The sequence below is a fragment of the Bradyrhizobium sp. HKCCYLRH2047 genome, from assembly GCF_051168175.1.
Classification (GTDB): domain Bacteria; phylum Pseudomonadota; class Alphaproteobacteria; order Rhizobiales; family Xanthobacteraceae; genus Bradyrhizobium.
The window spans coordinates 396,167-417,690 of the sequence record NZ_JBNPUM010000001.1; the positions used below are offsets into that span (position 1 = coordinate 396,167).

Genomic DNA, 21,524 nt, shown 5'->3' on the forward strand with positions numbered 1-21,524 from the left:
GCGTTGTTCATCGATGTCCCTGCTCGTCAAAATCTGCGGCCTGACCACGCCCGATACCCTCGCTTCGGCGCTCGACGCGGGCGCCGACATGGTGGGCTTCGTGTTCTTTCCGCCGTCCCCACGCCATGTCGACCTGACGGCCGCGCGTGAGCTGGGCCGTGACGTCAGGGGGCGCGCGCTCAAGGTGGCGCTGACCGTCGATGCCGACGACGCGATGATCGAAAATATCGTCGAGACGCTGCGGCCTGATCTCCTGCAGCTGCATGGCCGCGAAAGCATCGCGCGCATCCGCGACCTCAAGCAGCGCTTCGGCCTGCCCATCATGAAAGCCATTCCGGTCGCGACCGACGCCGATCTTGCGCCGCTGGCGGGCTACGCCGATGTGTGCGACCGCATCCTGTTCGACGCGCGGGCGCCGAAGGATGCGACCCGTCCCGGCGGACTCGGGGCTACCTTCGATTGGCGTCTGCTGCAGGGCCTGAAACTCGATCGCCCGTTCATGGTGTCCGGCGGCCTGAGCGCCGACAACGTCGCCGAGGCCGTGCGGATCACGCGCGCCGGCGGCGTCGACGTGTCATCCGGCGTCGAGCGAACGCCGGGTGTGAAGGATTGCGACATGATCCGGGATTTCATTCGCGCGGCGCGGGCCGCTGAAGAGTTGAGCGTTCAATGACGACAGCCATTCCCAATTCCTACCGCAGCGGCCCTGATGACCGCGGCCACTTCGGCATCTTCGGCGGCCGCTTCGTCGCCGAAACCCTGATGCCGCTGATCCTCGACCTGGAAAAGGCCTATGCGGAGGCCAAGGCCGATCCGGCGTTCCATGCCGAGATGAACGGCTACCTCAAGAACTACGTCGGCCGTCCCTCGCCGCTGTACTACGCGGAGCGGCTGACGGAGCATCTCGGCGGCGCCAAGATCTATTTCAAGCGCGAGGAGCTGAACCACACCGGCTCGCACAAGGTCAACAACGTGCTCGGCCAGATCATGGTCGCGCGCCGGATGGGCAAGAAGCGCATCATCGCCGAGACCGGCGCCGGCCAGCATGGCGTGGCGACGGCGACGCTGTGCGCGCGCTTCGGGTTGGACTGCGTCGTCTACATGGGTGCCGTCGACGTCGAGCGGCAGCAGCCGAACGTGATCCGCATGGAGATGCTCGGCGCCAAGGTGGTGCCGGTGCAGTCCGGTGCGAAGACGCTGAAGGATGCGATGAACGAGGCGCTGCGTGACTGGGTCACCAACGTCCACAACACGTTCTATTGCATCGGCACCGTCGCCGGCCCGCACCCCTATCCGATGATGGTGCGCGACTTCCAGTCGGTGATCGGCAGCGAGACGCGCGCGCAGATGCAGCAGGCCGAAGGCCGCCTGCCGGATTCGCTGATCGCCTGCATCGGCGGCGGCTCCAATGCGATGGGCCTGTTCCATCCGTTCCTCGATGATCCCTCCGTCGAGATCTACGGCGTCGAGGCCGCAGGCCACGGCCTCACGCAGCTGCATGCGGCATCGATCGCCGGTGGCCGTCCCGGCGTGCTGCACGGCAACCGCACCTATCTGCTGATGGATGAGGACGGACAGATCGAGGAGGCGCATTCGATCTCGGCCGGTCTCGACTATCCCGGTATCGGACCGGAGCATTCCTGGCTGCACGAGGTCGGCCGCGTGAACTATTTGTCGGCGACCGATGAGGAGGCGCTGGCCGCGTTCCAATTGCTATCGCGGCTCGAAGGCATCATCCCGGCGCTGGAGCCGGCGCATGCGATCGCCAAGGTCATGGAGCTCGCGCCGAAGAAGCCGAAAGACCACCTGATGGTGGTCAACATGTCCGGCCGCGGCGACAAGGACGTGCCGCAGGTGGGCGACATCTTGCGAGGAAGGGCGAAGGCATCGTGACCAGCCGGATGGATGCGCGTTTCGCGCAATTGAAAAAGGAAGGCCGCTCGGCGTTCGTCACTTTCGTGATGTCAGGCGACCCTGATCCTGAAACCTCGCTGGCGATCGTCAAGGCGCTGCCGCAGGCTGGCGCCGACATCATCGAGATCGGCATGCCGTTCACCGATCCGATGGCCGACGGTCCGTCGATCCAGGCGGCGGGCCTGCGCGCGCTGAAGGCCGGCATGACCCTGAGGAAGACGCTGCAACTGGTGCGCAGCTTCCGCGACAGCGATGTCGACACGCCGATCGTGCTGATGGGCTACTACAACCCGATCTACATCTACGGCGTCGACAGGTTTCTCGACGATGCCAAGACCGCCGGCGTCGACGGCCTGATCATCGTCGACCTGCCGCCGGAAGAGGACACCGAGCTCTGCATCCCCGCGCTGAAGGCCGGGCTCAACTTCATCCGGCTGGCGACGCCGACCACCGATGACAAGCGGCTGCCGGCGGTGCTCGCGAACACCTCGGGCTTCGTCTACTACGTCTCGATCACCGGCATCACCGGCGCGGCGGCCGCGGATTCGTCGGCTGTGGGCGCCGCCGTGGCGCGCATCAAGCGCCATACGGCGCTGCCCGTCTGCGTCGGCTTCGGCATCCGGACACCGGAGACGGCCCGCGCCATCGCAGCCCATGCCGATGGCGCCGTGGTCGGCACCGCCCTGGTCGACGCACTCCGCGCCAGCCTCGATGCTGAGGACCGCGCGACCGCCAAGACCGTCAGTGCGGTCGCCGATCTGGCCGCCGCTCTCGCCCAGGGCGTGCGCGGCGCGCAACAGGCCGCGGAATAGGCCGTCAACCACTATCCGAGCGGATGTCGCGGCCGTCTTGCCGTGACCCCGCCGTCCCGCCATATATCCGGGCGACCGCAACACGGAGCGACACATGAACTGGCTTACCAATGTGGTCCGGCCGAAGATCCGCAACATCCTGCGCCGCGAGACGCCGGAGAACCTCTGGATCAAGTGCCCGGATTCCGGACAGCTCGTGTTCTACAAGGACGTCGAGGCCAACCAGTTCGTCATCCCCGGCTCCAACTACCACATGCGCATGGGCGCGGTGGCGCGGCTGAAGTCGATGTTCGACAACGAGACCTGGTTCGACGTCGCGCTGCCCGAGGTCACGCCCGACCCGCTGAAATTCCGCGACGAGCGCCGCTATGCCGACCGCATCAAGGATGCGCGGGCGCGGACAGGCATGAACGATGCGGTGAAGGTCGGCTTCGGCAAGCTCGAAGGCATGGGCGTCGTCATCGCCGTGCAGGATTTCGATTTCATGGGCGGTTCGCTCGGCATGGCCGCCGGTGAGGCGATCGTGCGTGGCCTGGAGCTCGCGGTCGAGAAGAAGTCGCCGTTCATCGTGTTCGCGGCCTCCGGCGGCGCGCGCATGCAGGAAGGCATCCTGTCCCTGATGCAGATGCCGCGCACCACGGTCGCTGTCCAGATGCTGCGCGAGGCCAAGCTGCCCTACATCGTCGTGCAGACCAATCCGACCACCGGCGGCGTCACCGCGTCCTACGCGATGCTCGGCGACGTCCACATTGCCGAGCCCGGTGCGCTGATCGGGTTCGCCGGCGCCCGGGTGATCGAGCAGACCATTCGCGAGAAGCTGCCCGAAGGTTTCCAGCGTGCGGAATACCTGCTCGACCACGGCATGGTCGACATGGTCGTGCACCGTCATGACCTGCGCCCGACGCTGGCGCGGCTGTGCCGATTGCTGACCAAGGCGCCGGCCATCGAACACGCCAAGCCCGCGCCGCAGCTGCCGCCGCCGGCCAAGCCCGCCGAAGCCGCGGAAGCGCCGGCGGTCGCAACGAGCGCGTGAACGATTCTGCCGCCCAGCCAAGACCGTCGCTCGACGAGCTGATCACGCGGCTTTCTGCCCTGCATCCGAGCCGGATCTCGCTCGGGCTGGATCGCATGCACCGGCTGCTGGCGCAGCTCGGTCATCCCGAGCGCAAGCTGCCGCCGGTCATCCACGTCGCCGGCACCAACGGCAAGGGCTCCACGGTCGCATATCTGCGCGCAATGCTCGAGGCCGCGGGGCTGCGCGTCCACGTCTTCACCTCGCCCTGGCTGGTGCGCATCAACGAGAGCTATCGGCTCGGCCAGGTCGGCGGTGGCGTCCTGGTCGAGGACGACGAGCTGATCTCCGCGCTCTTGGAGTGCGAGCGGGTCAATGCCGGCGCGCCGATCACCTTCTTCGAGGTCAAGACCGTCGCGGCCTTCGTGCTGTTCGCAAGGCATCCAGCCGATGTCGTGCTGCTCGAAGTCGGCCTCGGTGGCCGGCTCGATTCCACCAATGTTGTCGAGCAGGTCGCGGCCTCCGTGCTGACGCCGATCAGCATGGACCACATGGAGTTTCTCGGTGACACCCGCGCGCTGATCGCGGCCGAGAAGGCCGCCATCATCAAGCGCGGCTGCCCGGTGATCTCGGCGGCGCAGGAGCCCGATGCGATGGCCGTGATCGAGCGCGAGGCCAGGCGACAGCGCGCGCCGTTGTTTGCCGCGGGCGAGAGCTGGCACGTCAGTGTCGAGCGCAACCGGCTGGTCTATCAGGACGACCGTGGTCTTCTTGATCTTCCGGCGCCAAAACTGTTCGGCCGGCATCAGTTCGACAATGCGGGCCTCGCGATCGCGACCTTGCGCGCGGTCGATCAGTTCAAGCTCGCCACCAAGGCGTTCGAGGACGGCATCGTCGGCGCCGAATGGCCGGCGCGCATGCAGCGGCTGTCGAGCGGCGCGCTCACCGCGATCGCGCCGCAGGGCGCGGAGATCTGGCTCGACGGCGGCCACAATGCCGAAGGCGGCCGTGTCGTCGCCGCGGCGATCGGGGATCTCGAGGAGCGCGTGTCGCGGCAGCTCGTCGTCATCGTCGGCATGATGGGCAACAAGGACGCCGCGGGCTTCTTGGTCAACTTCGCCGGCCTGACGCGCCACATCATCGTCGTGCCGATTCCGAACGAGAGCAAGGCGATGGCGCCGGCTGATCTGGCCGCCGCCGCGCGCACGCTCGGCATGCGCGTCGAGATCGCCGATGGTGTCGCGTCGGCACTGGCCGGCATCGCGCGGCTTGCCTATGAGGTCCCGCCGCGTATCCTGATCACGGGGTCGCTCTATCTCGCGGGCCACGTGCTCGACCTCAACGGCACCCCGCCGACCTGAGAGGAATGGCGCATGCGCTTTGCCGCGATCGCGGACGTCCACGGCAACCACCTCGCACTGGAGGCCGTGCTCGCGGATATCAGTGCGCAAGGCGTGACCGAGATCGTCAACCTCGGCGACATGGCGAGCGGCCCGCTCGACGCGCGCAAGACGATGGACATGCTGATGCCGCTCGATGCGGTGCATGTCCGCGGCAACCACGATCGCTGGCTGATCGATCGACCGCCGGAGAAGATGGGCGCATGGGAGCGGCCTGCTTACGCCCAGCTCGAAGCTGATCATCTCGACTGGCTGCGCACGATCCCGGCGACGGCCGTGTATCAGGACGAGGTGTTTCTATGTCACGCGACGCCCGATGACGACAACGTCTACTGGCTCGAGCGCGTCGCTCAGGACGGTGCGATCACTTGCGCGCTGCTCGACGACATCGAGCGACTGGCCGCCGGCATTTCGCAATCATTGATCCTGTGTGGCCATACCCACACGGCCCGTGCGGTGCGCTTGCGCGACGGTCGGCTGATCGTCAATCCGGGCAGCGTCGGCAGCCCCGGCTATTCCTATAACGCGCCGCATCCGCATGTCGTGCAGGCCGGCACGCCTGATGCGCGCTACGCGATCCTTGAGCTGACGTCGTCCGGCTGGAGCGTGAGCTTCCGCCACGTGCCCTATGATCACCGATCCATGGCTGCGCTCGCGCGCGCCAATGGCGACGAGGAATTTGCATCGGCGCTTGCGACCGGCTGGATCCGCTGAGCTCACGCGAGCAGTTTCCAGGGATCGGCGACCCTCTGCTCGAGCTGCTCGAACGTGCATTGCCTCGGCGATTTGTCGGGCCGCCAGCGCAGGATCGAGGTGCCGTGGCGAAAGCGCTCGCCGGAGAAATGGTCGTAGCAGACCTCGATCACCAGCTTCGGTTTCAGCGGACACCACTCCGCGGAGCGCTCGGTCGACCAGCGGCTCGGCCCGCCCGGCGCATTGCCGGTGAAGCCGGGCGGCGAGATCAGCGGCTCGAGCTTGTCGGTCAGCGCGGGCTTCTCGTCCTTCTTGAGCGCGGAGGTGAAGCCGACGTGATGCAGCAGGCCGTCATCGTCGTAGAGCCCGAGCAGCAGCGAGCCGACCAGCTTGCGCCCCTGGGCGCCCTTGTTGGTGGCGTAGCGGAAGCCGCCGATCACGCAATCGGCCGAGCGATAGCGCTTGATCTTCTGCATGCCGTCGCGGTTGCCTGCCTGGTAGGGCAGGTCGATGCGCTTGGCGATCACGCCATCCGAGCCGCCGCCGGATTGCGCCAGCCAGTCTTGCGCGGTCGCAAAGCGCGTCGTCGCCGGCGACAGCCGAAACGTCGGGTGCCCGGCGAAGTTCGCTTCCGCAAACGCCTCCAGCGCCGGCCGCCGCTCGTGCAGCGTGTGCGTCACGAGCTCCTTCTTGCCACTCGCCAGCAGATCGAAGGCGAGGAACAGCGCCGGCGTCTCCACCGACAGCTTCTTCACCCGGCTGGCGGCGGGATGAATCCGCTGCAGCAACGCATCGAACGAGAACGACTTCACCTGCGGCACCACCAGCTCTCCGTCGAGGATGAAGCTGGTTGCCTTCAGTTGGCGTGCCGCAGCGACCACCTCGGGGAAGTAGCGGGCGAGATCTTCGCCGGCTTTCGACTGCATCGTCACCTGAGCGCCCTCGCGCGCGAGCAGGCAGCGGAAGCCGTCCCATTTCGGCTCGTATTGCCAGTCCTCGCCGCGCGGGATTGCATCCACCGAGCGCGCCTCCATGGCCAGCAAACCGGATTTGCGGGAGGGCGAGCGATGGGCGCGGGCGGGCATGGCGACATCCGAAAACGCTGAAACACACCCCCTCAACGCGAACGGCCGGCGATTCCGCCGGCCGTTCGACAAAAATCCTGGATCGTGGAGCGTCAGACCGCCGACGAGATCCACTGCTGCAGCTTCGCCTTCGGCGCAGCGCCGACTTGGCGCGAGGCCATCTCGCCGCCCTTGAATACCATCAGGGTGGGGATCGACATCACGCCGTACTTCGAGGCCGTCTTCGGGCTCTCGTCGACGTTGAGCTTGACGATCTTGACCTTGTCGCCCATCGCGCTCGAGATCTCGTCGAGGGCGGGCGCAATCATGCGGCACGGGCCGCACCACTCGGCCCAGAAGTCGACCACGACCGGGCCGTCGGCCTTGAGCACTTCGCTTTCGAAATCGGCGTCGGAAACCTTGCCAACGGCCATGGAATTACCTCGTTCGGTTGGAGGGAGCGGCGCGGACGCGCCGCCTCAGCGTGGGTGTCAAAGTAGGAATGGCGTGATGCCGGGTCAAGCGGGCTCACTCAGTCGTGCTGGGATGGCAGCACGGCGTCCAGCGCGGAGGCCGGAAGCTCCATGAATTCAGGAGCTTCGGTCCAGAGCAGCGCGGCGCGGACGTTTCGTCCGGGGTACAACTGGCCGAGCACGGCGCGGTACAGCGCGAGCTGCCGGACATAGGCCGGGGGCACGTCGGCGAGTCCCGAGGGCGGCTGCTGGTTGGTCTTGAAGTCGACGATCAGCACCTCGGCCTCGGTCACCACCAGTCGGTCGATCTGGCCGGAGACCAGCGCCGGAGGCTGGCCGGCCAGTGCGAGGCGGCCCACGATCGAGACTTCCGCCCGGCTCCCGGCAGCGAACACCGCGGCAAAGCGCGGGTCTTCGACCACGGCGAGCACGCGTTCCGCGAGTCCCGCGCGCTCGTCCTCCGGCCAGTCGGCGGCGTTGCGAATCAGATATCGCAGCGCGGCATCGCGCCGCCGCTCCGGCGGCACCTCGGGCAGCGACTGCAGCAGGCGATGCACCAGCGTGCCGCGCTGCACCGCGAGGCTGCGCGCGGCCAGCGATTCGCCCGTGCGCACCGGCCGCTCGTCGGCGGACGGATCGGATGGCCGGAGCACGGCGACCTCGCCGGGCGCCTCCGCCGCCGCCGTGCGCAGCCACGCCGGCAGCTCGACGGCCGTCTCGACCATGCGCTGCGTTTCGTCAGCAGCGGTTTCCGCGATGTCCTCGGCCCGCGCGTAGCGCTTGACCGGCCCGTCCTCGGTTTCGGTCACCTCGACCTGCAGGCCCGCCGCGTCAAGGCCGCGCGCCATCAGGTCGTACCAGCTGCCGCCGCGGACGTTGTTCATGTTGCCCGGCATGCAGCCGCCGATGACCAGCCGATCCGCGGCGCGCGTCATCGCGACATAGAGAAGCCGCCGATATTCGTCCTCGGTTTCCTTGAGCATCGCCGTGCGCGCCGCAGCCACGGCTTGCGGATCGTCGGCCTTGCGGCCGGCCCAGACCACGATCTCCTGCTCGCCATGCGGCACGTGGATCAGCCGCAGCCGCTGCGAATCCGCCGGCGATGACGTCGTGTCGACCAGGAAGACGACGGAGGCTTCGAGGCCCTTGGCGCCGTGCACGGTCATGACGCGCACCTCATCGCGCGAAATCTCCATGTCGCGCTTCACCTCGGTGTCGGCGGCGCGCAGCCAGGCGATGAATCCCTGCAGCGAGGCCGGCGCCTTGCGCTCATAGGACAGCGCCAGCTCCAGGAATTCGTCGAGCGCGTCATTGGCCTCGTGGCCGAGTCGCGCCAGGATGCGGCGCCGGCCGCCATCGCCGCCAAGCAGCCAGGCATAGAACGCGAACGGCGTGTCCTCAGACGCACGGCGCTCGCATTGCTGCAGGCGTCGGACGACCGCCTGCAGCCGCTCGTCGTCAGCGGCATGCACCGTGAGTGCATCACGTAGCGAGCCGCGACGCTGCCACGCCAGCTTGAACAGATCCTCGTCGTTGAGCCCGAACAGCGGGCTCTTCAGCGCCGTGGCCAGCGCGAGGTCGTCCTGCGGCAGCAGCAGCGCGTCGGCGAGGTTCATCAGGTCGATGATCGCGATGTGCTCGGTCAGCTTCAGCCGGTCGGCGCCGGCGACGGGGATGCCGGCGTGCTTCAGCGCCTGGATCACGGCATCGAAGGCGTTGCCGCGCCGGCGCACCAGGATAAGCATGTCGCCATAGCTGAGCCGCCGCCGCGCGCCGTCATGGCCGGTCATCGTGCCCGCACGAATGAGCCGCTTGATCTCGGCCTGGATGCGCCTGGAAAGCTTGACCTCGGGGCTGGTGACGGAGACGCCGTCGAACGGCGCGCGCCAGCCCTCGATCTCCTTGCGGTCGTCGCGCTCGCACAGGCTCCAGAGCTCGACCATGCTTGGTCCGGCATCGGTCAGCGCGTTGTGGATGGGATGGCCGATGTCAGGCGAGTGAATGCTGCTGTAGACGTCGCGCTCGCGGAACACGTGGTCGACCGCGTGCAGCACCGTCGGCCCGGAGCGGAACGAATAGGTGAAGGACACCGGATCGAACAACAGCCCGGCGTCGGTGAAGCGCTTCTGCAACTGCCGCCGGCGCGCATCGAACTCGTGCGGGTCGGCGCCCTGGAACGAGAAGATCGACTGCTTCTCGTCGCCGACGGCGAAGATCGTCCGTGTCAGGCCGTCGCGCGCGCCGGCGCCAGCCGTGAATTCCTCGATGATGTGGGCAACGATGTCCCACTGCCGTGGGCTCGTATCCTGGGCCTCGTCGATCAGCACGTGATCGACGCCGCGGTCGAGCTTGTAGTGGACCCAGCCGGCGGAGACGCGGTTGAGCATCGCCAGTGTCTTGTCGATCAGGTCGTCATAGTCGAGCAGCCCGCGCTCCTCCTTCTCGCGGCGATAGTTCGCGGCTGCCGCTGTCGCGATCTGCAGCAGCGCCTCGGTGCGGTCGCGCACGACAGCGGCGCGGCGCTTCTCGATCAGGCGGTCGAGCCGGGCGGCCTCGGAATCGAACAGACCCGCCAACCCCGGATTGGCGTCGGCGAACTTCTTGGTCAGCAGCGATTTGCGCGGCTGCTTGTCGTCGGTGAGAAACAGCCGGAGATATTCGTCGACCTGATCGGCTCCAGAGAACGCCAGTGCAGCGCGAAGTTGCTCCGCCTGCTTCTGGTCGGTCTTGGCGCCGCCATCCAGCCGACCGGCGATCTCGGTCCAGTCCGCGCGCGGCAGGTTTGGACCGTCAAGAATGTCGCGCTCGATCGCCTCCAGCGTCTCATCAGCGCCGATGCCAAGTACTTCGCCGAGATGCTGCGCGGCGACCTCGACGCGGCCGGCGCCATCGGTCCAGGCCATGAAATGATCGCGGCTCAGGCAAGCCTCGCGCACGACGTCCTTGAAGGTCGAGTCGGCGGCATTGGCCATCGCCACCTGCAGCGCCCGGCCGACCGCGCTGTCCGGCGCCCTGGAGGCATCGAGCAGCACCTTGAGATTGGCGCGCTCCATCATCTCGGTCTGGTCGCGCTCGTCGAGCACCGAGAACCGCGCGGGAACGTTGGCCTCGAATGGAAACTGCTGCAGCAGCCGGGTGCACAGCGCGTGGATGGTCTGCACCTTCAGCCCGCCCGGCGTCTCCAGCGCGCTGGCAAATAGTTTGCGCGCCGAGGCGCGCAGCTTCTTGTCGGGGTTGGGAATGCCGGTGGATCGGATCGCGTCATCCAGCGCGTCGTCGTCGAGCGTCACCCAATGGCCGAGCGTCGAGAACACGCGCTCGGCCATGTTGGCGGCGGCGGCCTTGGTGAAGGTGATGCAGAGGATCTTCTCCGGCGGCACGCCGTCGAGCAGCAGCCGGATCACGCGCTGCACCAGCACATGCGTCTTGCCCGAGCCGGCATTGGCCGACACGAACGCGGAGGCCGCCGGGTTCGATGCGCGCGTCTGCGCCTCGCGCACGGCCTGCGGAATGGGGCGGGGCGCCTTCACCATTCCTCCACTCCCAGGCCGCCGGCCGCCGACCATTCCTTGATGCGGGCGAGGTCGTCATAGCTGCCGTAGCGGTTGGCCCACATCGACAGGTTCAGCGAGGTGTAGCCCTGATTGACGTCCTCGAAGCTGCGGATCAGCGCTTCGAGTTTTTCGCGCGCCTCCTGCGCGGCCTGGTCCGGATGCTGCGGCGGGTCGCTCTTGTTGATCTTCAGCTCGAGAATGCGCTCCTCGCCCGGCGGGTTGTTGCCGGACAGCCGGACATAAACGAGCTGGCTGATCAGGCTGCCGGCCGGAATGCCGTCGAAGCCGCCCTCGCGGAGGATCGCGGCTTCAAGCGTGAGCTGCGGCGACAGGCCCATGCGCACCTGCTTGGCCGTTGGTGGCTGCCCGGTCTTGTAGTCGAGAATGGCGTAGGTGCCCTCGGCACGCTGCTCGATGCGGTCGGCGCGCGCCGACAGGATGAAGGTACGGCCATTGTCGAGCGGAATGCCGATTTCGCCGCGGATCTCCGCGGTGATCGCGCCGATCTGCGCGCGTCGCCCGCTCTCCCACGCCGCAAACCAGCCGGCGATGCGCTGGAAGCGAGGCCACCACAGCGCCCGCGCCTCGGGACGCTCCATCAATGGTGCAAAATGCTTCTCGCCGATCACGCGCAGCGCATGCGCCGGATGCAGCGGCAGCGCATCGGCATAAACTTGCGTGAACTCGCCGATCGCCTCGTGGATCGCCGAGCCGCGATCGGCTGATGACAGCGGCATGTCGACGGGATCGAGCGGATCGAGCCGCAGGATGTAGCGCGCGAAGATGGTGTAGGGATCGCGCAGCCAGTCTTCGATCGCGGTCACCGACATGCGCAGCGGCCGTGCCGCCAGCGGCGGCTTCGGCGCCGGCTGCTCGATCGGCTTCACGGTCGCGGGCTGGTCGAGCACCTCGGCATAGCGGACGTAGATGTCACCGCGCGCCTCCGCCGCCTTCCAGCGCTCGGCGCCGGCGACGGCTTCGAGCCGATGCAGGAAGCGCGAGGCCACGGCGGGCGCGCCGCCGGACTTTGCGGCGTGGGTCAGGATCACCTCGGGCGCGCCGAGCAATTGCGCGAAATCGTGTGCTGATAGTCCGATGCGGCGCTCGGGCAGGTCGAGGCCGAGCTGATGCCGCATCGGACGGCTCAGCCAGGGGTCGATTCGCGGCGCCGGCGGCCAGATGCCCTCGATCAGGCCGCCCACGATCATGCGGTCGGCCTGCATCAGCCGCGCTTCGAGCGGACCGTAGATCTGCAGCTGCGCACCGTGGCGCTCGGGCCGGCGCACCGCGCGATCGGAGAAGGCGGTATGGAACAGATCCGGATAGTCCGCCAGCGGCGCCATCAGGCCGCAGCGCTCGCCGGACGCGAGCAGGTCATCGAAGCAGCGTGCCAGCGCGGCGCCGTCGCGATCGGTGAAGGCGGTGCTGAGACCGACATCGTCGGAAGACAGTGCAATCAACACCTCACGATGCCGCGCGGCGAGCTCAGCGAAATCCTGCGGGCGCGGCGAGGCGAGGTTTTCCAGCGGCGCCAGCGCCGTCTGCAACTGCGCGATCAGCGCGCCGGCGCGGTCGAGCTGCTCGGGACTGAGACGCGCGCGCGGCTCGGCCTTGTGCAGCGATGATACCTCGCCCTGGTGCAGCTTGGTGTGCTCGTCGCGGAAGCGCGCGAAGTCGCGCGCGAGCCCGCCGGTTCCGGCTTGCGGCCGCGTGCCGCGCAGCACCGCGAGCTCCAGCGTCTCGATGGCACTCTTCCAGCCATTCGCGGCGCGGCCGAGCCGGCACAGCGGATGCTTGAGCAGCGCCAGCAGGGTCGGCGGCTCCAACCCGCGCGCGGCGGCTTCGGCGGCGAGGCGCGCGAAGATGCCGGCGGGCGTCTCCAACAGCGCATCACCGCCGGAGTCGTCGAAGGTGAGGTGCCAGCGCGCTAGCGCCGCCATCACGCGGCGGGCCAGCGCGCGGTCCGGCGTCACCAGCGCGGCCGATTTGCCGAGATGGCGCGCCTCGCGCATCGCGATCGCGATCGCCAGCGCCTCCATCTCCGGATTGGGCGCAGCGACGACCGCGAGGTTGTCCATGGCTTCCGCGATGTTGGCGGCGATGTCGAACTGGCGCAGCCGCTCGTGCCAGACGGCGGTCGCCTCCGACGGCCGCATCGCCTCTGAGATCAACACCTCCCGGCCGCCGCGGCCGGTTGGGACGAGACGGACCACGTCGCGCCGGTCCAGGCCGAAGCGCTTGAGCAGCAGATGCATGGCATATTGCGGATGGTTGACCGCGGGCGGCGTCAACACGCGGCCGGCGCGGTCCCTGGCACCGCCGATCGAATTCCACGCGGCTTCGTCGAGATCGGTGTCGAGCCCAGGCAGCACCACCGCGCCATGCGGAAGCTTGGCGACGGCGAGCAGGAATTTTGCCGTCGCCGGCATCGAGCCGGTGGAGCCGGCGGCAATGACGGGACCATCGGCATGCGCCGACAGCCGCGCGGCTTCGGCCGCGATCAACAGATCGCGCCGCGCCGCCGGCTCGATGCGCTCGATCTCCTGCAGATAGGCCGGCCACGCGGTCCGCGCGATGCGCAGGAACTCGAGCGAATACTGCCAGTATTTGTCGAGCTGATCCGGCACCAGCGCGTCGAGCGCGTCCCACGACACGCCGCGCGTCACCATGTCGTCGATCAGCCGTGCGAGGTCGCCGGCCAGCGCGAGCGTCGAGGCGGGCCCGCCGATCACCAGCGGCGCCGACACCGGCGTCTTGGCCCAGGCCGCCACCAGCCGTGCCAGCGTAAGCCGGCGCTGCAGGTCGTCGAGCCGTTCCGGAATCTCCAGCGGCGCCGGCCCGAGGAACGCGTCGCGGTCCTCCGCGAAGGCGAGCTCGTCCTCGTCGATGTCGCCGAGCGCGACGAGGCGCGGCAGCACCGCGGCATCGGTCTTCAGCTCCTCGAGGAACATCTCGCGTGCCACCCGGAGCGAGCGCCGCGTCGGCAGATACAGCGTCGCGGTCGCGAGCCGGGCGGGGTCGCTGCGTGCCTCGAAGCCGTCGACCAGCCGGCCGCCGACCAGCGCGGCGATCACGCTGCGCAGGAACGGCGCCGAGATGGGAACGGTGAAGACGCGCATGGCCCTGCGATTCGCGAGTTGCTCCTGAGGGTCTATATAGGGAGCTGAGGCCGGAAGGTCATATCCGGGGTGTGGACGGGTGTTGATAGGTCCGGCGTCACCCCATTGCGATTGTCGATGACGGCTCTCGGCGAGACAGATATTCGTGGCAGAAGCGGCGGTCCCGGGTGAATTGTCCTGCCGAGATGAGTGAGACGATCACGCAACGTCGACACATTCGGTGTTGTCCCGGGCAAGTCTCGGGCAGCGCGTCAGTGCTGTCGTAGGCGTCGATCCGGGATCCATAATCACCGGCCGTCATGTGTTGGGCGATGGTATTGACCAGTCGCCGCCACTCCGCCGCTGGTGGCTATGGGGTTCTGCGCCCTGGCCTTGTGAGCAAAGCGTCCCGCGCCGTACGCCCTCCCTTAAGCGGAAACCGTCGGCGTCATGCGTTCTCATTCTCGCGACACCTCTGCGTCCGAGTGATGCCAAAACTCTCGCCCCCATGAATGCAAGGGCGCAGGGAAGGCCGAGTGCCGACTGGCACCCGTGGCCCGCCTGCAAACAAAAATGCAGGCGGCAGGAACCACAGGTTCAGCCGGAGCGACCCGGCCTTCCCTGCGCGATGGGTTTACGGCTTATACGTCCTCTCCTCGGTGTGCCGGCTTGTAGCCACCGTCGCCCGTGCCTGCGTCAGCAGCGGCACGAGCTTGGCATCAGCATCGGGATGCCGGGACCTTACGATTTCGCCGTCCTGCCAGAACCGTTCGTCGGCGCGCCAAGAGCACGCTGCGGTCCCAACAGGCCATCGCATCCCGCGCTCAACGTCCGTGACGACCGCGATACGCCCCTCGCAACGAGGCGGGATGGGCCTTATAAACACAAATTCTGATAGACCGAAAGAGCTATTTTGGATGTCGCTAGGGTTGCGTCGGTTATCGCATTGAGAGACGAGGCGAATTGAGTTTTTCGGCGCGGCATTTTCTAGCGGTGCCGGGCAGAAACGTACAGATCAATAAGTGCAAATGGGAGGCGCGGTCCGCCTGAGTCGCCCGTCGGGCGTGTCTGGCAAATCAAGGAACATCTACGCTGCGCTGTCCGTCGATTGCAGAAACCCTTGGGCAGAACAAATGTCGAGCCAATAATGTCGCGTTGGTTCGCGTTTACGGTTCTCTTCGTTTCGCATTTGCAGAGCGAAGTGATGCAATCGGCGACTGGTAAAAATCCAAAACATCTTGAAGGTCGAATGCCAGTTCTTCATCCAGCTTGAGGGAGAATTTGTCGGCGTGATCCGATATAAGCTTGAAAAATTCGAGCGGCGTTGCGTTAAAAAACGCGGTTTCGAGCGCACTCTGCCAAGCTTCCTGGAACTTCGGGTCGGGCACCTTCACGAGATGCGGCATGAGTGTTTGAATAAACCAGAAGTATACTCGAACGTGATGTGATGAGATTTGGAACAGCTTGGTATAGTTCACCGCGCACAAAAAGACCGCCATTACGTTTAGCATGGCGATGTCGTGGACTGGTAGTTGCTTGTTGAAGTCTGAATCTGCGTGTTTGAAGTAGTTGTATGTCTCACGATAATCTTTGAAGAAGCGCTTGTGGTATTCGTCCTTTATGTAGAGCTCCCAATCAAGCTCAAGGTATGTTCCTTTTTTCTTCGCGACGTCGATCAGAAGCTTGTCTGCCGAATGTACGACGAGATGAATTACGAACGGATCTTCTTTGGATAAGACAAGTCGGATTGCTCCGTGGACTAAATGACGGATGGCCTCTTGCTTATCAAGATAGCGACGCGGCTCTTCGCGTTCAAACTCGTCTGAATCATCGTCCATATAGAATGATAGCACGAACATCACTGCGGCAGCACAGTGAGGCGTCATTAATAACATGCGGCGACGCCAAAAATTAGCGAGGCTAGGTATTGGCAAAGACGCTTTGTGAGCCAACCAGCGCGATATTCCTGCCGTCGCAATAAGGCATTGACGAATCTTGCGACGCTATTCGCCTTCCTCTTGGTCAGAGTGCATGCGGCCGTGCGTAGTCGCCCTAAACCGCGCTCTCCAGCAGCGCCTCTTCCGCTTCCGTCACCGCGGCCGGCGTGCCCACATGCATCCACACGCCTTCGAGGCGGAGGCCGAACAGGCGGTCCTGCTCGTTCGCCTTGTCGAACATCTTCGTCAGCGAGAACTCGCCCTTCGGCGCGCCGTCGAAGATCGCCGGCGAGATGATCGCGGCGCCCGCATAGACGAACGGCACCACCTGATGCTCCCGCCGCTTGCGCAAGGTGCCGTCGGCGAGCATCGCGTAGTCGCCTTGACCCGCGTAGCCGATCGAGGTCGCGGTCGGCGCCATCAGCAGCATGATGTCCATGCGTTCGGGATCGAACGCGTCGGCGAGCCGGGACAGGTTTTGGCGCACGCCCTCGATCCACATCGTGTCGGAGTTGACGTGGAAGAACGGCTCATGGCCGAGCAGCGGCAGCGCCTTGACGACGCCGCCGCCGGTGCCGAGCACCTGGTCGCGCTCGTCGGAGATCGTCACGCGGGGTGAGGTGCGTGTGGCCGTGTGAGCGATGATCTGGTCGGCGAGATAGTGGACGTTGACGACGGCTTCGGTGACGCCGGCTTCGGCGAGGCGGTCGAGCACATGGTCGAGCAGCGGGCGGCCGGCGACGCGCACCAGCGGTTTGGGCATCGTCTCGGTCAGTGGGCGCATGCGCAATCCGAGACCGGCGGCGAGGACCATGGCTTTGTGCGGCTTGACGGGCATCTTCAGGGCATCTCGATCAACGGTGGTGCGAATCATACCACGCAAGAACATCTATCGTCTCGGCCGGTTGCGATAGCCTGGGCCGATGACGAATATGCGACGGCTGCCCGGCCGTCGTGATGCAAGATGCCGCAGGCTGTCGTGGCTCGGTCAGGCTTCGGCCGTGGCGCGCTTGTTGGTCTTCTTCTTGCCCTGCTTCAGGAAGGTGACGCCGATCTGGTCGCCATTGACCCAGGCCAACTCGCAGCGCCGGTAGGCCAAGCCGGTCGACGACAACAGCAGGAAGAACTCCTTCAGGTGCAGGCCTTCGACCGAGCCCTCGACCGTCAGCTTCGCCCCGGTCTCCGAGACGTCCTCGATGGTGCAGTTGCGGCGCCAGGTGCCGTCGATGCCCATCATGAAAGCCGGGATGCCGCGCTCGAAGACGACGCGTTCGCCCTTCATCCGCTCTGCCATCGCAACCTCCATTCACGCGCGGCGCGCAACCGGCGCCGCGGGCGCAAGGTAAGGGGGGATGGCTAAGAACCGGTAAAGCTACGGTGTGAGAGCGATGGTGCGAGCTTGCCATGGCGACGGTCGGCTCCCCTGCCCGCATGGGGGAGGGGAGTGGACCGTCGGTGCCATGAGAGGATGCTTCAAGCTATGCCCGCCGGCGGCGGCACGTTCGCCGCGTACCAGTCGCGCAGCGGCTCCAGTGCGGGATGGGCCAGCGACCGGTGGAGATAGTCCCAGATGCGGGGCTGGTGCTTGAGGTAATGCGGCTTGCCGTCGCGGCGGTTGAGGCGGGCGAAGGTGCCGAGCAGGCGGGTGTTGCGCTGGGCCGACATGATCGCGTAGTGCGCGCTGAATTCGTCGGCGTCGAACTCCGTCGACGCAGCTTGGCGCGCGGCGATGTAGCGCTCTCGGAGCGCCCGCTCGATCTCGGGCGACACGTCGATCCGGGCGTCCTGCGCCAGGGAGACCACGTCGTAGGCCGGTGGTCCCATCACCGCGTCCTGGAAGTCGATCACGCCCACGCGGGCGATGCCGTCGCGCGCGGGCAGCCAGAGCAGGTTGGGCGAGTGGTAGTCGCGGATCACCCAGGTCGGCTTAGATGTCGGCTTGGCCGCGAGCGGCGCCTCCAGCATCTCCCGCCATATTTCCAGGAATTCGGCCCGCAGCACCTGCGACAGCTCCACGCCACGGTCGGGCAGGTACCATTCGAGCATCAGGCCGATCTCGATCAGCATGGCTTCGACGTCGAAGGTCGGAACCTCGTAGGTCACCTGCGGCGCCAGCGGCAGCACCGAGGGGACGTCCTGCGCGTGCAGCGTGGCCAACAGATCGGTCGCGGCCTCGTAGCGCTCCACGATCGGTCGTGGCGGGTCGCCCTCGATCACGCCCTCGCGTCCCAGATCCTCGGTGATGAGAAAGCCTTGGCCGAGATCGGCGTCGTTGATCTTCGGCGCCGAGATGCCGCGCCCGCGCAAGGCCGCGGCGATCGCGACGAAGGGGCGGACGTCCTCGGCGAGATGCACGGCGCCGCTATAGGGCTTGCCGTTGTAGGTCGCCGGGCCGTCAGGGCGTTTCGGCGAGTTCATCAGGATTGAGACGCGCTCGCCCTTGTGGAGCCGCGCATAGGAGCGGGTCGAGGCATCACCGGCCATGCGCTCGCGGCGCGATTTGGCGTGCCCGGCCTCGGCGAGGAATTCGCGCAAGGCTTTCAGCCGCGCAACCACCGCGGCCGCCTTGCCGCTGCCGGTGACCTCGGCGCTGCGGGCGGTGTCGCCCTGCGATGGATCGTGGCGCAGCGCGATGTCGATGCGGTCCAGCGGCAGAGCGTTGCCGGCGCGCTCCGGCCATTCGATCAGCACGACGGTCGCCTCCGGCAGCGGCGACAGGCCGATCTCCTCGAGCTCCGATGCATCGCTGATGCGATAGAGATCGGCATGCACCAGCGGGAAGCTCGGCAGGTCGTAGCTCTGCGCCAGAGTGAAGGTCGGACTGGGCACCTCCAGCTCGTCGTCGCCGGCGAGGTAGCGGATCATCGCCCGCGCCGCCGCGGTTTTGCCGGAGCCGAGATCGCCGGTGAGCGTGATCAGCGCGCCCGGGCCGATCAGCAGCGCGAGGTCGGCCATGAGAGCGGCGGTGGCGGCTTCGTCCGCGAGCGCGGTGGTGAATGTCAGCTGGTCCGTCATTCCGCGGCGTTGCGTTGCGCGACGTGGTCGGTCGGGAAGTCACAGGTGACCGTGGTGCCCTTGCCGACCACCGAATCCATCCGCACCCTGCCGCCATGCAGCTCGACGAAGGAGCGCACCAGCGACAGGCCGAGGCCGGCGCCGCGATGGCGCGAGCCCTGCGAATGGCTCTCGAACCATTCGAACACCTTGTCCTTCACCTCGGGCGGAATGCCGGGGCCGGAATCGGTGACCGCGAAGGTGACGCTGTGATCGGTGCGGCGGGCGCTGACGACGACGCTCGAATCCGGCGGCGAGAAGCCAACGGCGTTGGCGAGCAGATTGTAGAGCACCTGCACGACGCGGCGCTCGTCGCCGACGAAGGAGCCGACATCGGGGTCGACCGCAATCGTCAGGCGGATGCGATCGGTGGCGAGGCGGTCCTGCACGCCCTCGGCCGCGGCCTCGATCGCCTTGGCGGCGTCGACCGGCCCGAGCTCGAGCTTCATGGCGCCGGCATCGATGGTGGCGAGGTCGAGAATGTTGTTGGTGAGCGCGAGCAGCGCGTTGGTGGATTTGGTGACGTAGTCGAGATACTCGGCCTGCTTCGGCGTCAGCGGTCCCGTGGATGGATCCGACAGGAAATGCGCGAAGCCGATGATCGTCGTCAGCGGCGCGCGCAGCTCGTAGGACACGTGGTGGACGAAGTCGATCTTCATCTGGCCGGCGGCTTCGAGCGCCTCGTTGCTCTCGCGCAACGCCCGCTCGACATTCTCGGTATCGGTGATGTCCTGGAAGGTGAGCATGGTCGCGCCGTCGGGCAGGGGACGGCTCATGCAGTCGAGCACGCTGCCGTCCTTGCGCTCGAGCTTCAGCGCCGCGTCGAGCCGGTTCTCGATCGAGGTGATCGCCTCGCGGATGGTGCGCCAGGCGACGGCGTCGTCATAGAGCTGATGGCACCAGGATTCCACGGTGTCGATATGCGGATGCTCGCGCAACTGATCCGGCGACAGCCGCCACATCTTGGCGAAGGCCGGATTGAACAGCTCGACCCGGCCGTTCGAGCCGAACACCGCAACGCCTTCGGCAAGGCTGTCGAGCGTCTCGCGCTGGACCCGGATCAGGCCGTCGAAGCGGCGGGCAAGCGCGAAGCTCTCGGTGACGTCGTCGAACAGATAGGTGACGCCGCCTTCCGGGTTCGGCGTGGTGACGACCGATAATGCGCGGCCGTCGGGCAGGAACCAGGTGTCCTTGGCGGCCTCGACGGCGCGATAGGCCTCGTGAAGCTTGGCCTTCCAGGCCCGGAAGTCGGCCTGCTCGGGCAACTTGCGCGCGGCGCGAAGACGGTCGAGCACCGACGAGTCATCGGGCTGACTGTCCAGGAAGGCGGGATCGAGACCCCACAGTCGGCGATAGGAGTCGTTGTAGAAGGCGAGCCGGCGCTGGCCGTCGAACACGGCCACGCCCGAGGACAGCTGGTCGAGCGTGCGCCGGTGTGCTTCCCGCATCCGCACCACGGCCGCATCCAGCGCCGCCGCCTCGCTGGCATCGATGGCGACGCCGGCGCTGCCGTGGCCCAGCACGAAGGCGCGCACGTCATACATGCGACGCTCGCCGCCGGTCACGATCGGCAGCCGGCCCTCGAAACGGCCGTTGGCGCCGAGCGCACGCTGCAGGTCGATACGGTCGGCCGAGTCGAGCAGCTCGATGTTGCGGCCGATCGCGTCCGGCACGTCGCGGGCGTCCGCGGCGCGGGCATAGGCCGGGTTGACGTAAGCGAGGGCGCCATTGGCCTGCCGCGCCCAGATCGGCCACGGCAGCGCCGATGCCAGCGCGCGCAGCGACTCCGTCTCCTCGCCGAGCGCCTTGAAGCGGAGCTGCGTCTCGGCGAGCTCGCGGCGCAGGCCGGACAATTCGCGGATGCGCACGATGGCCTGTCCGCCGATGGCGCGGCCCATCGCCTCGATCGCATGGCCGTGCGAGGTGGTGAGATTGAGCATGAAGCCTTCGCCCGCTTCGCGCAGCGCGTCGACGGCGCGGTCGAGCTGCAGCGCGGGCTCCGGCGGCAGCCAGGTTCCAAAGGCGAGAATGCGCTGCGGCTGATCCTGCGGCACCAGCATCGAGGTGTCGCCGGAGATCTGCGGGCGATGGCCGCCGGCCGGCCAGGCGATCAGGATCTGCGGCTCGGCGAACAGCAGCGCACGGTAGCGATCGGCCTGCAGTTGCAGCTCGGCGACATTGGCACGCAGCCGCGCTTCCTTGCGCGCGGCCGCCAGACGCGTGCGCACCAGCGCGACTGCAGCGACCACGGAGAAGCCGAGCAGCGCCAGCATCGCCGTGACCTCGGCGATATCAGGACGGCTCAGCTCGAACAGCGTCGTGATCGCATCCGGCGGCACGCCATCGCCTGCGAAGCCCGGTGTCGCCGGCGCAAGCGCAGTCGCAGCGAGACCCATCAGGCCTTTGCGCGCAAGTGACGTGCACGACAGCAGCGTCTGACGCATCACCACGATCACGCCCGACATATTTGCCCCAAACCGCACGAAGTTCCGCGCGGCGCCGATCGCGTCGAC

The 21,524-nt window shown here is 67.0% G+C and carries 15 protein-coding genes; 6 read left to right on the plus strand and 9 right to left on the minus strand.

Going from position 1 to position 21,524, the window contains the following annotated elements; translation table 11 throughout:
• The first annotated feature begins 13 nt into the window (after positions 1-13).
• From ACQR1D_RS01875 to ACQR1D_RS01900, 6 genes are all read left to right on the plus strand, one after another.
• Positions 14-673 carry a phosphoribosylanthranilate isomerase gene (locus ACQR1D_RS01875; RefSeq protein ID WP_434888194.1) on the plus strand — a complete coding sequence of 220 codons (660 nt, stop codon included), beginning with the start codon at positions 14-16 and terminating at the stop codon, positions 671-673.
• A complete protein-coding gene (gene trpB / locus ACQR1D_RS01880) occupies positions 670-1,893 on the plus strand; it encodes a tryptophan synthase subunit beta (RefSeq protein ID WP_434893667.1) in 1,224 nt (407 codons plus the stop codon). Before ACQR1D_RS01875 ends, trpB begins: the two co-directional genes overlap by 4 nt.
• Positions 1,890-2,726 carry a tryptophan synthase subunit alpha gene (trpA, locus tag ACQR1D_RS01885; protein WP_316178992.1) on the plus strand — a complete coding sequence of 279 codons (837 nt, stop codon included), beginning with the start codon at positions 1,890-1,892 and terminating at the stop codon, positions 2,724-2,726. The genes trpB and trpA overlap by 4 nt, the downstream gene beginning before the upstream one ends.
• Positions 2,727-2,820: 94 nt before the next feature.
• Entirely contained in the window at positions 2,821-3,759 is a 939-nt protein-coding gene (accD, locus tag ACQR1D_RS01890) for an acetyl-CoA carboxylase, carboxyltransferase subunit beta (RefSeq protein WP_315803962.1), read from the plus strand.
• Complete coding sequence (locus ACQR1D_RS01895) at positions 3,756-5,099, plus strand: bifunctional folylpolyglutamate synthase/dihydrofolate synthase (protein WP_434874530.1); 1,344 nt, start codon at positions 3,756-3,758, stop codon at positions 5,097-5,099. Before accD ends, ACQR1D_RS01895 begins: the two co-directional genes overlap by 4 nt.
• A 12-nt stretch (positions 5,100-5,111) precedes the next feature.
• Entirely contained in the window at positions 5,112-5,852 is a 741-nt protein-coding gene (locus ACQR1D_RS01900; protein ID WP_434893666.1) for a metallophosphoesterase family protein, read from the plus strand.
• A 2-nt stretch (positions 5,853-5,854) separates the two neighbouring features.
• On the opposite strand, the gene ACQR1D_RS01905 is transcribed toward ACQR1D_RS01900, so the two are convergent.
• The 9 genes from ACQR1D_RS01905 to ACQR1D_RS01945 all read right to left on the minus strand — a co-directional run bounded on the left by ACQR1D_RS01905 (position 5,855) and on the right by ACQR1D_RS01945 (position 21,476).
• The gene (locus ACQR1D_RS01905) at positions 5,855-6,865 is read right to left on the minus strand and encodes an ATP-dependent DNA ligase (protein WP_316179411.1); all 1,011 of its coding nucleotides are present in this window, start codon (positions 6,863-6,865) and stop codon (positions 5,855-5,857) included.
• Positions 6,866-7,008: 143 nt separating this feature from the next.
• Positions 7,009-7,329: a thioredoxin gene (gene trxA, locus ACQR1D_RS01910; protein WP_015663255.1), complete on the minus strand. Its 321-nt coding sequence runs from the start codon at positions 7,327-7,329 to the stop codon at positions 7,009-7,011.
• A gap of 98 nt (positions 7,330-7,427) precedes the next feature.
• Positions 7,428-10,901, minus strand: coding sequence for a double-strand break repair helicase AddA (gene addA, locus ACQR1D_RS01915; protein WP_434893665.1), 3,474 nt, complete (start codon positions 10,899-10,901; stop codon positions 7,428-7,430).
• On the minus strand, positions 10,895-14,041 hold the full coding sequence (gene addB, locus ACQR1D_RS01920; RefSeq protein ID WP_434893664.1) for a double-strand break repair protein AddB: 3,147 nt from the start codon (positions 14,039-14,041) through the stop codon (positions 10,895-10,897). The genes addA and addB overlap by 7 nt, the downstream gene beginning before the upstream one ends.
• Positions 14,042-15,186: 1,145 nt before the next feature.
• Positions 15,187-15,915: a hypothetical protein gene (locus ACQR1D_RS01925; protein WP_434893663.1), complete on the minus strand. Its 729-nt coding sequence runs from the start codon at positions 15,913-15,915 to the stop codon at positions 15,187-15,189.
• Positions 15,916-16,072: 157 nt separating this feature from the next.
• Positions 16,073-16,795 carry a nucleotidyltransferase family protein gene (locus ACQR1D_RS01930; RefSeq protein WP_434893662.1) on the minus strand — a complete coding sequence of 241 codons (723 nt, stop codon included), beginning with the start codon at positions 16,793-16,795 and terminating at the stop codon, positions 16,073-16,075.
• Between the two features lie 150 nt (positions 16,796-16,945).
• On the minus strand, positions 16,946-17,251 hold the full coding sequence (locus ACQR1D_RS01935; RefSeq protein WP_008963143.1) for a PilZ domain-containing protein: 306 nt from the start codon (positions 17,249-17,251) through the stop codon (positions 16,946-16,948).
• Positions 17,252-17,430: 179 nt separating this feature from the next.
• Complete coding sequence (tsaE, locus tag ACQR1D_RS01940; protein WP_434893661.1) at positions 17,431-18,972, minus strand: tRNA (adenosine(37)-N6)-threonylcarbamoyltransferase complex ATPase subunit type 1 TsaE; 1,542 nt, start codon at positions 18,970-18,972, stop codon at positions 17,431-17,433.
• On the minus strand, positions 18,969-21,476 hold the full coding sequence (locus ACQR1D_RS01945; protein ID WP_316215376.1) for a sensor histidine kinase: 2,508 nt from the start codon (positions 21,474-21,476) through the stop codon (positions 18,969-18,971). The genes tsaE and ACQR1D_RS01945 overlap by 4 nt, the downstream gene beginning before the upstream one ends.
• Between the last annotated feature and the right edge of the window lie 48 nt (positions 21,477-21,524).

Excerpts from the sequence above, each read along its gene's own strand:
- ACQR1D_RS01875 (WP_434888194.1), top strand. The coding sequence starts at position 14 with ATGTCCCTGCTCGTCAAAATCTGCGGCCTGACCACGCCCGATACCCTC.
- trpB (WP_434893667.1), top strand. The coding sequence starts at position 670 with ATGACGACAGCCATTCCCAATTCCTACCGCAGCGGCCCTGATGACCGC.
- accD (WP_315803962.1), top strand. The coding sequence starts at position 2,821 with ATGAACTGGCTTACCAATGTGGTCCGGCCGAAGATCCGCAACATCCTG.
- ACQR1D_RS01900 (WP_434893666.1), top strand. The coding sequence starts at position 5,112 with ATGCGCTTTGCCGCGATCGCGGACGTCCACGGCAACCACCTCGCACTG.
- ACQR1D_RS01905 (WP_316179411.1), bottom strand. The coding sequence starts at position 6,865 with ATGGAGGCGCGCTCGGTGGATGCAATCCCGCGCGGCGAGGACTGGCAA.
- trxA (WP_015663255.1), bottom strand. The coding sequence starts at position 7,329 with ATGGCCGTTGGCAAGGTTTCCGACGCCGATTTCGAAAGCGAAGTGCTC.
- addA (WP_434893665.1), bottom strand. The coding sequence starts at position 10,901 with ATGGTGAAGGCGCCCCGCCCCATTCCGCAGGCCGTGCGCGAGGCGCAG.
- addB (WP_434893664.1), bottom strand. The coding sequence starts at position 14,041 with ATGCGCGTCTTCACCGTTCCCATCTCGGCGCCGTTCCTGCGCAGCGTG.
- ACQR1D_RS01925 (WP_434893663.1), bottom strand. The coding sequence starts at position 15,915 with ATGTTATTAATGACGCCTCACTGTGCTGCCGCAGTGATGTTCGTGCTA.
- ACQR1D_RS01930 (WP_434893662.1), bottom strand. The coding sequence starts at position 16,795 with ATGCCCGTCAAGCCGCACAAAGCCATGGTCCTCGCCGCCGGTCTCGGA.
- ACQR1D_RS01935 (WP_008963143.1), bottom strand. The coding sequence starts at position 17,251 with ATGGCAGAGCGGATGAAGGGCGAACGCGTCGTCTTCGAGCGCGGCATC.
- tsaE (WP_434893661.1), bottom strand. The coding sequence starts at position 18,972 with ATGACGGACCAGCTGACATTCACCACCGCGCTCGCGGACGAAGCCGCC.
- ACQR1D_RS01945 (WP_316215376.1), bottom strand. The coding sequence starts at position 21,476 with ATGTCGGGCGTGATCGTGGTGATGCGTCAGACGCTGCTGTCGTGCACG.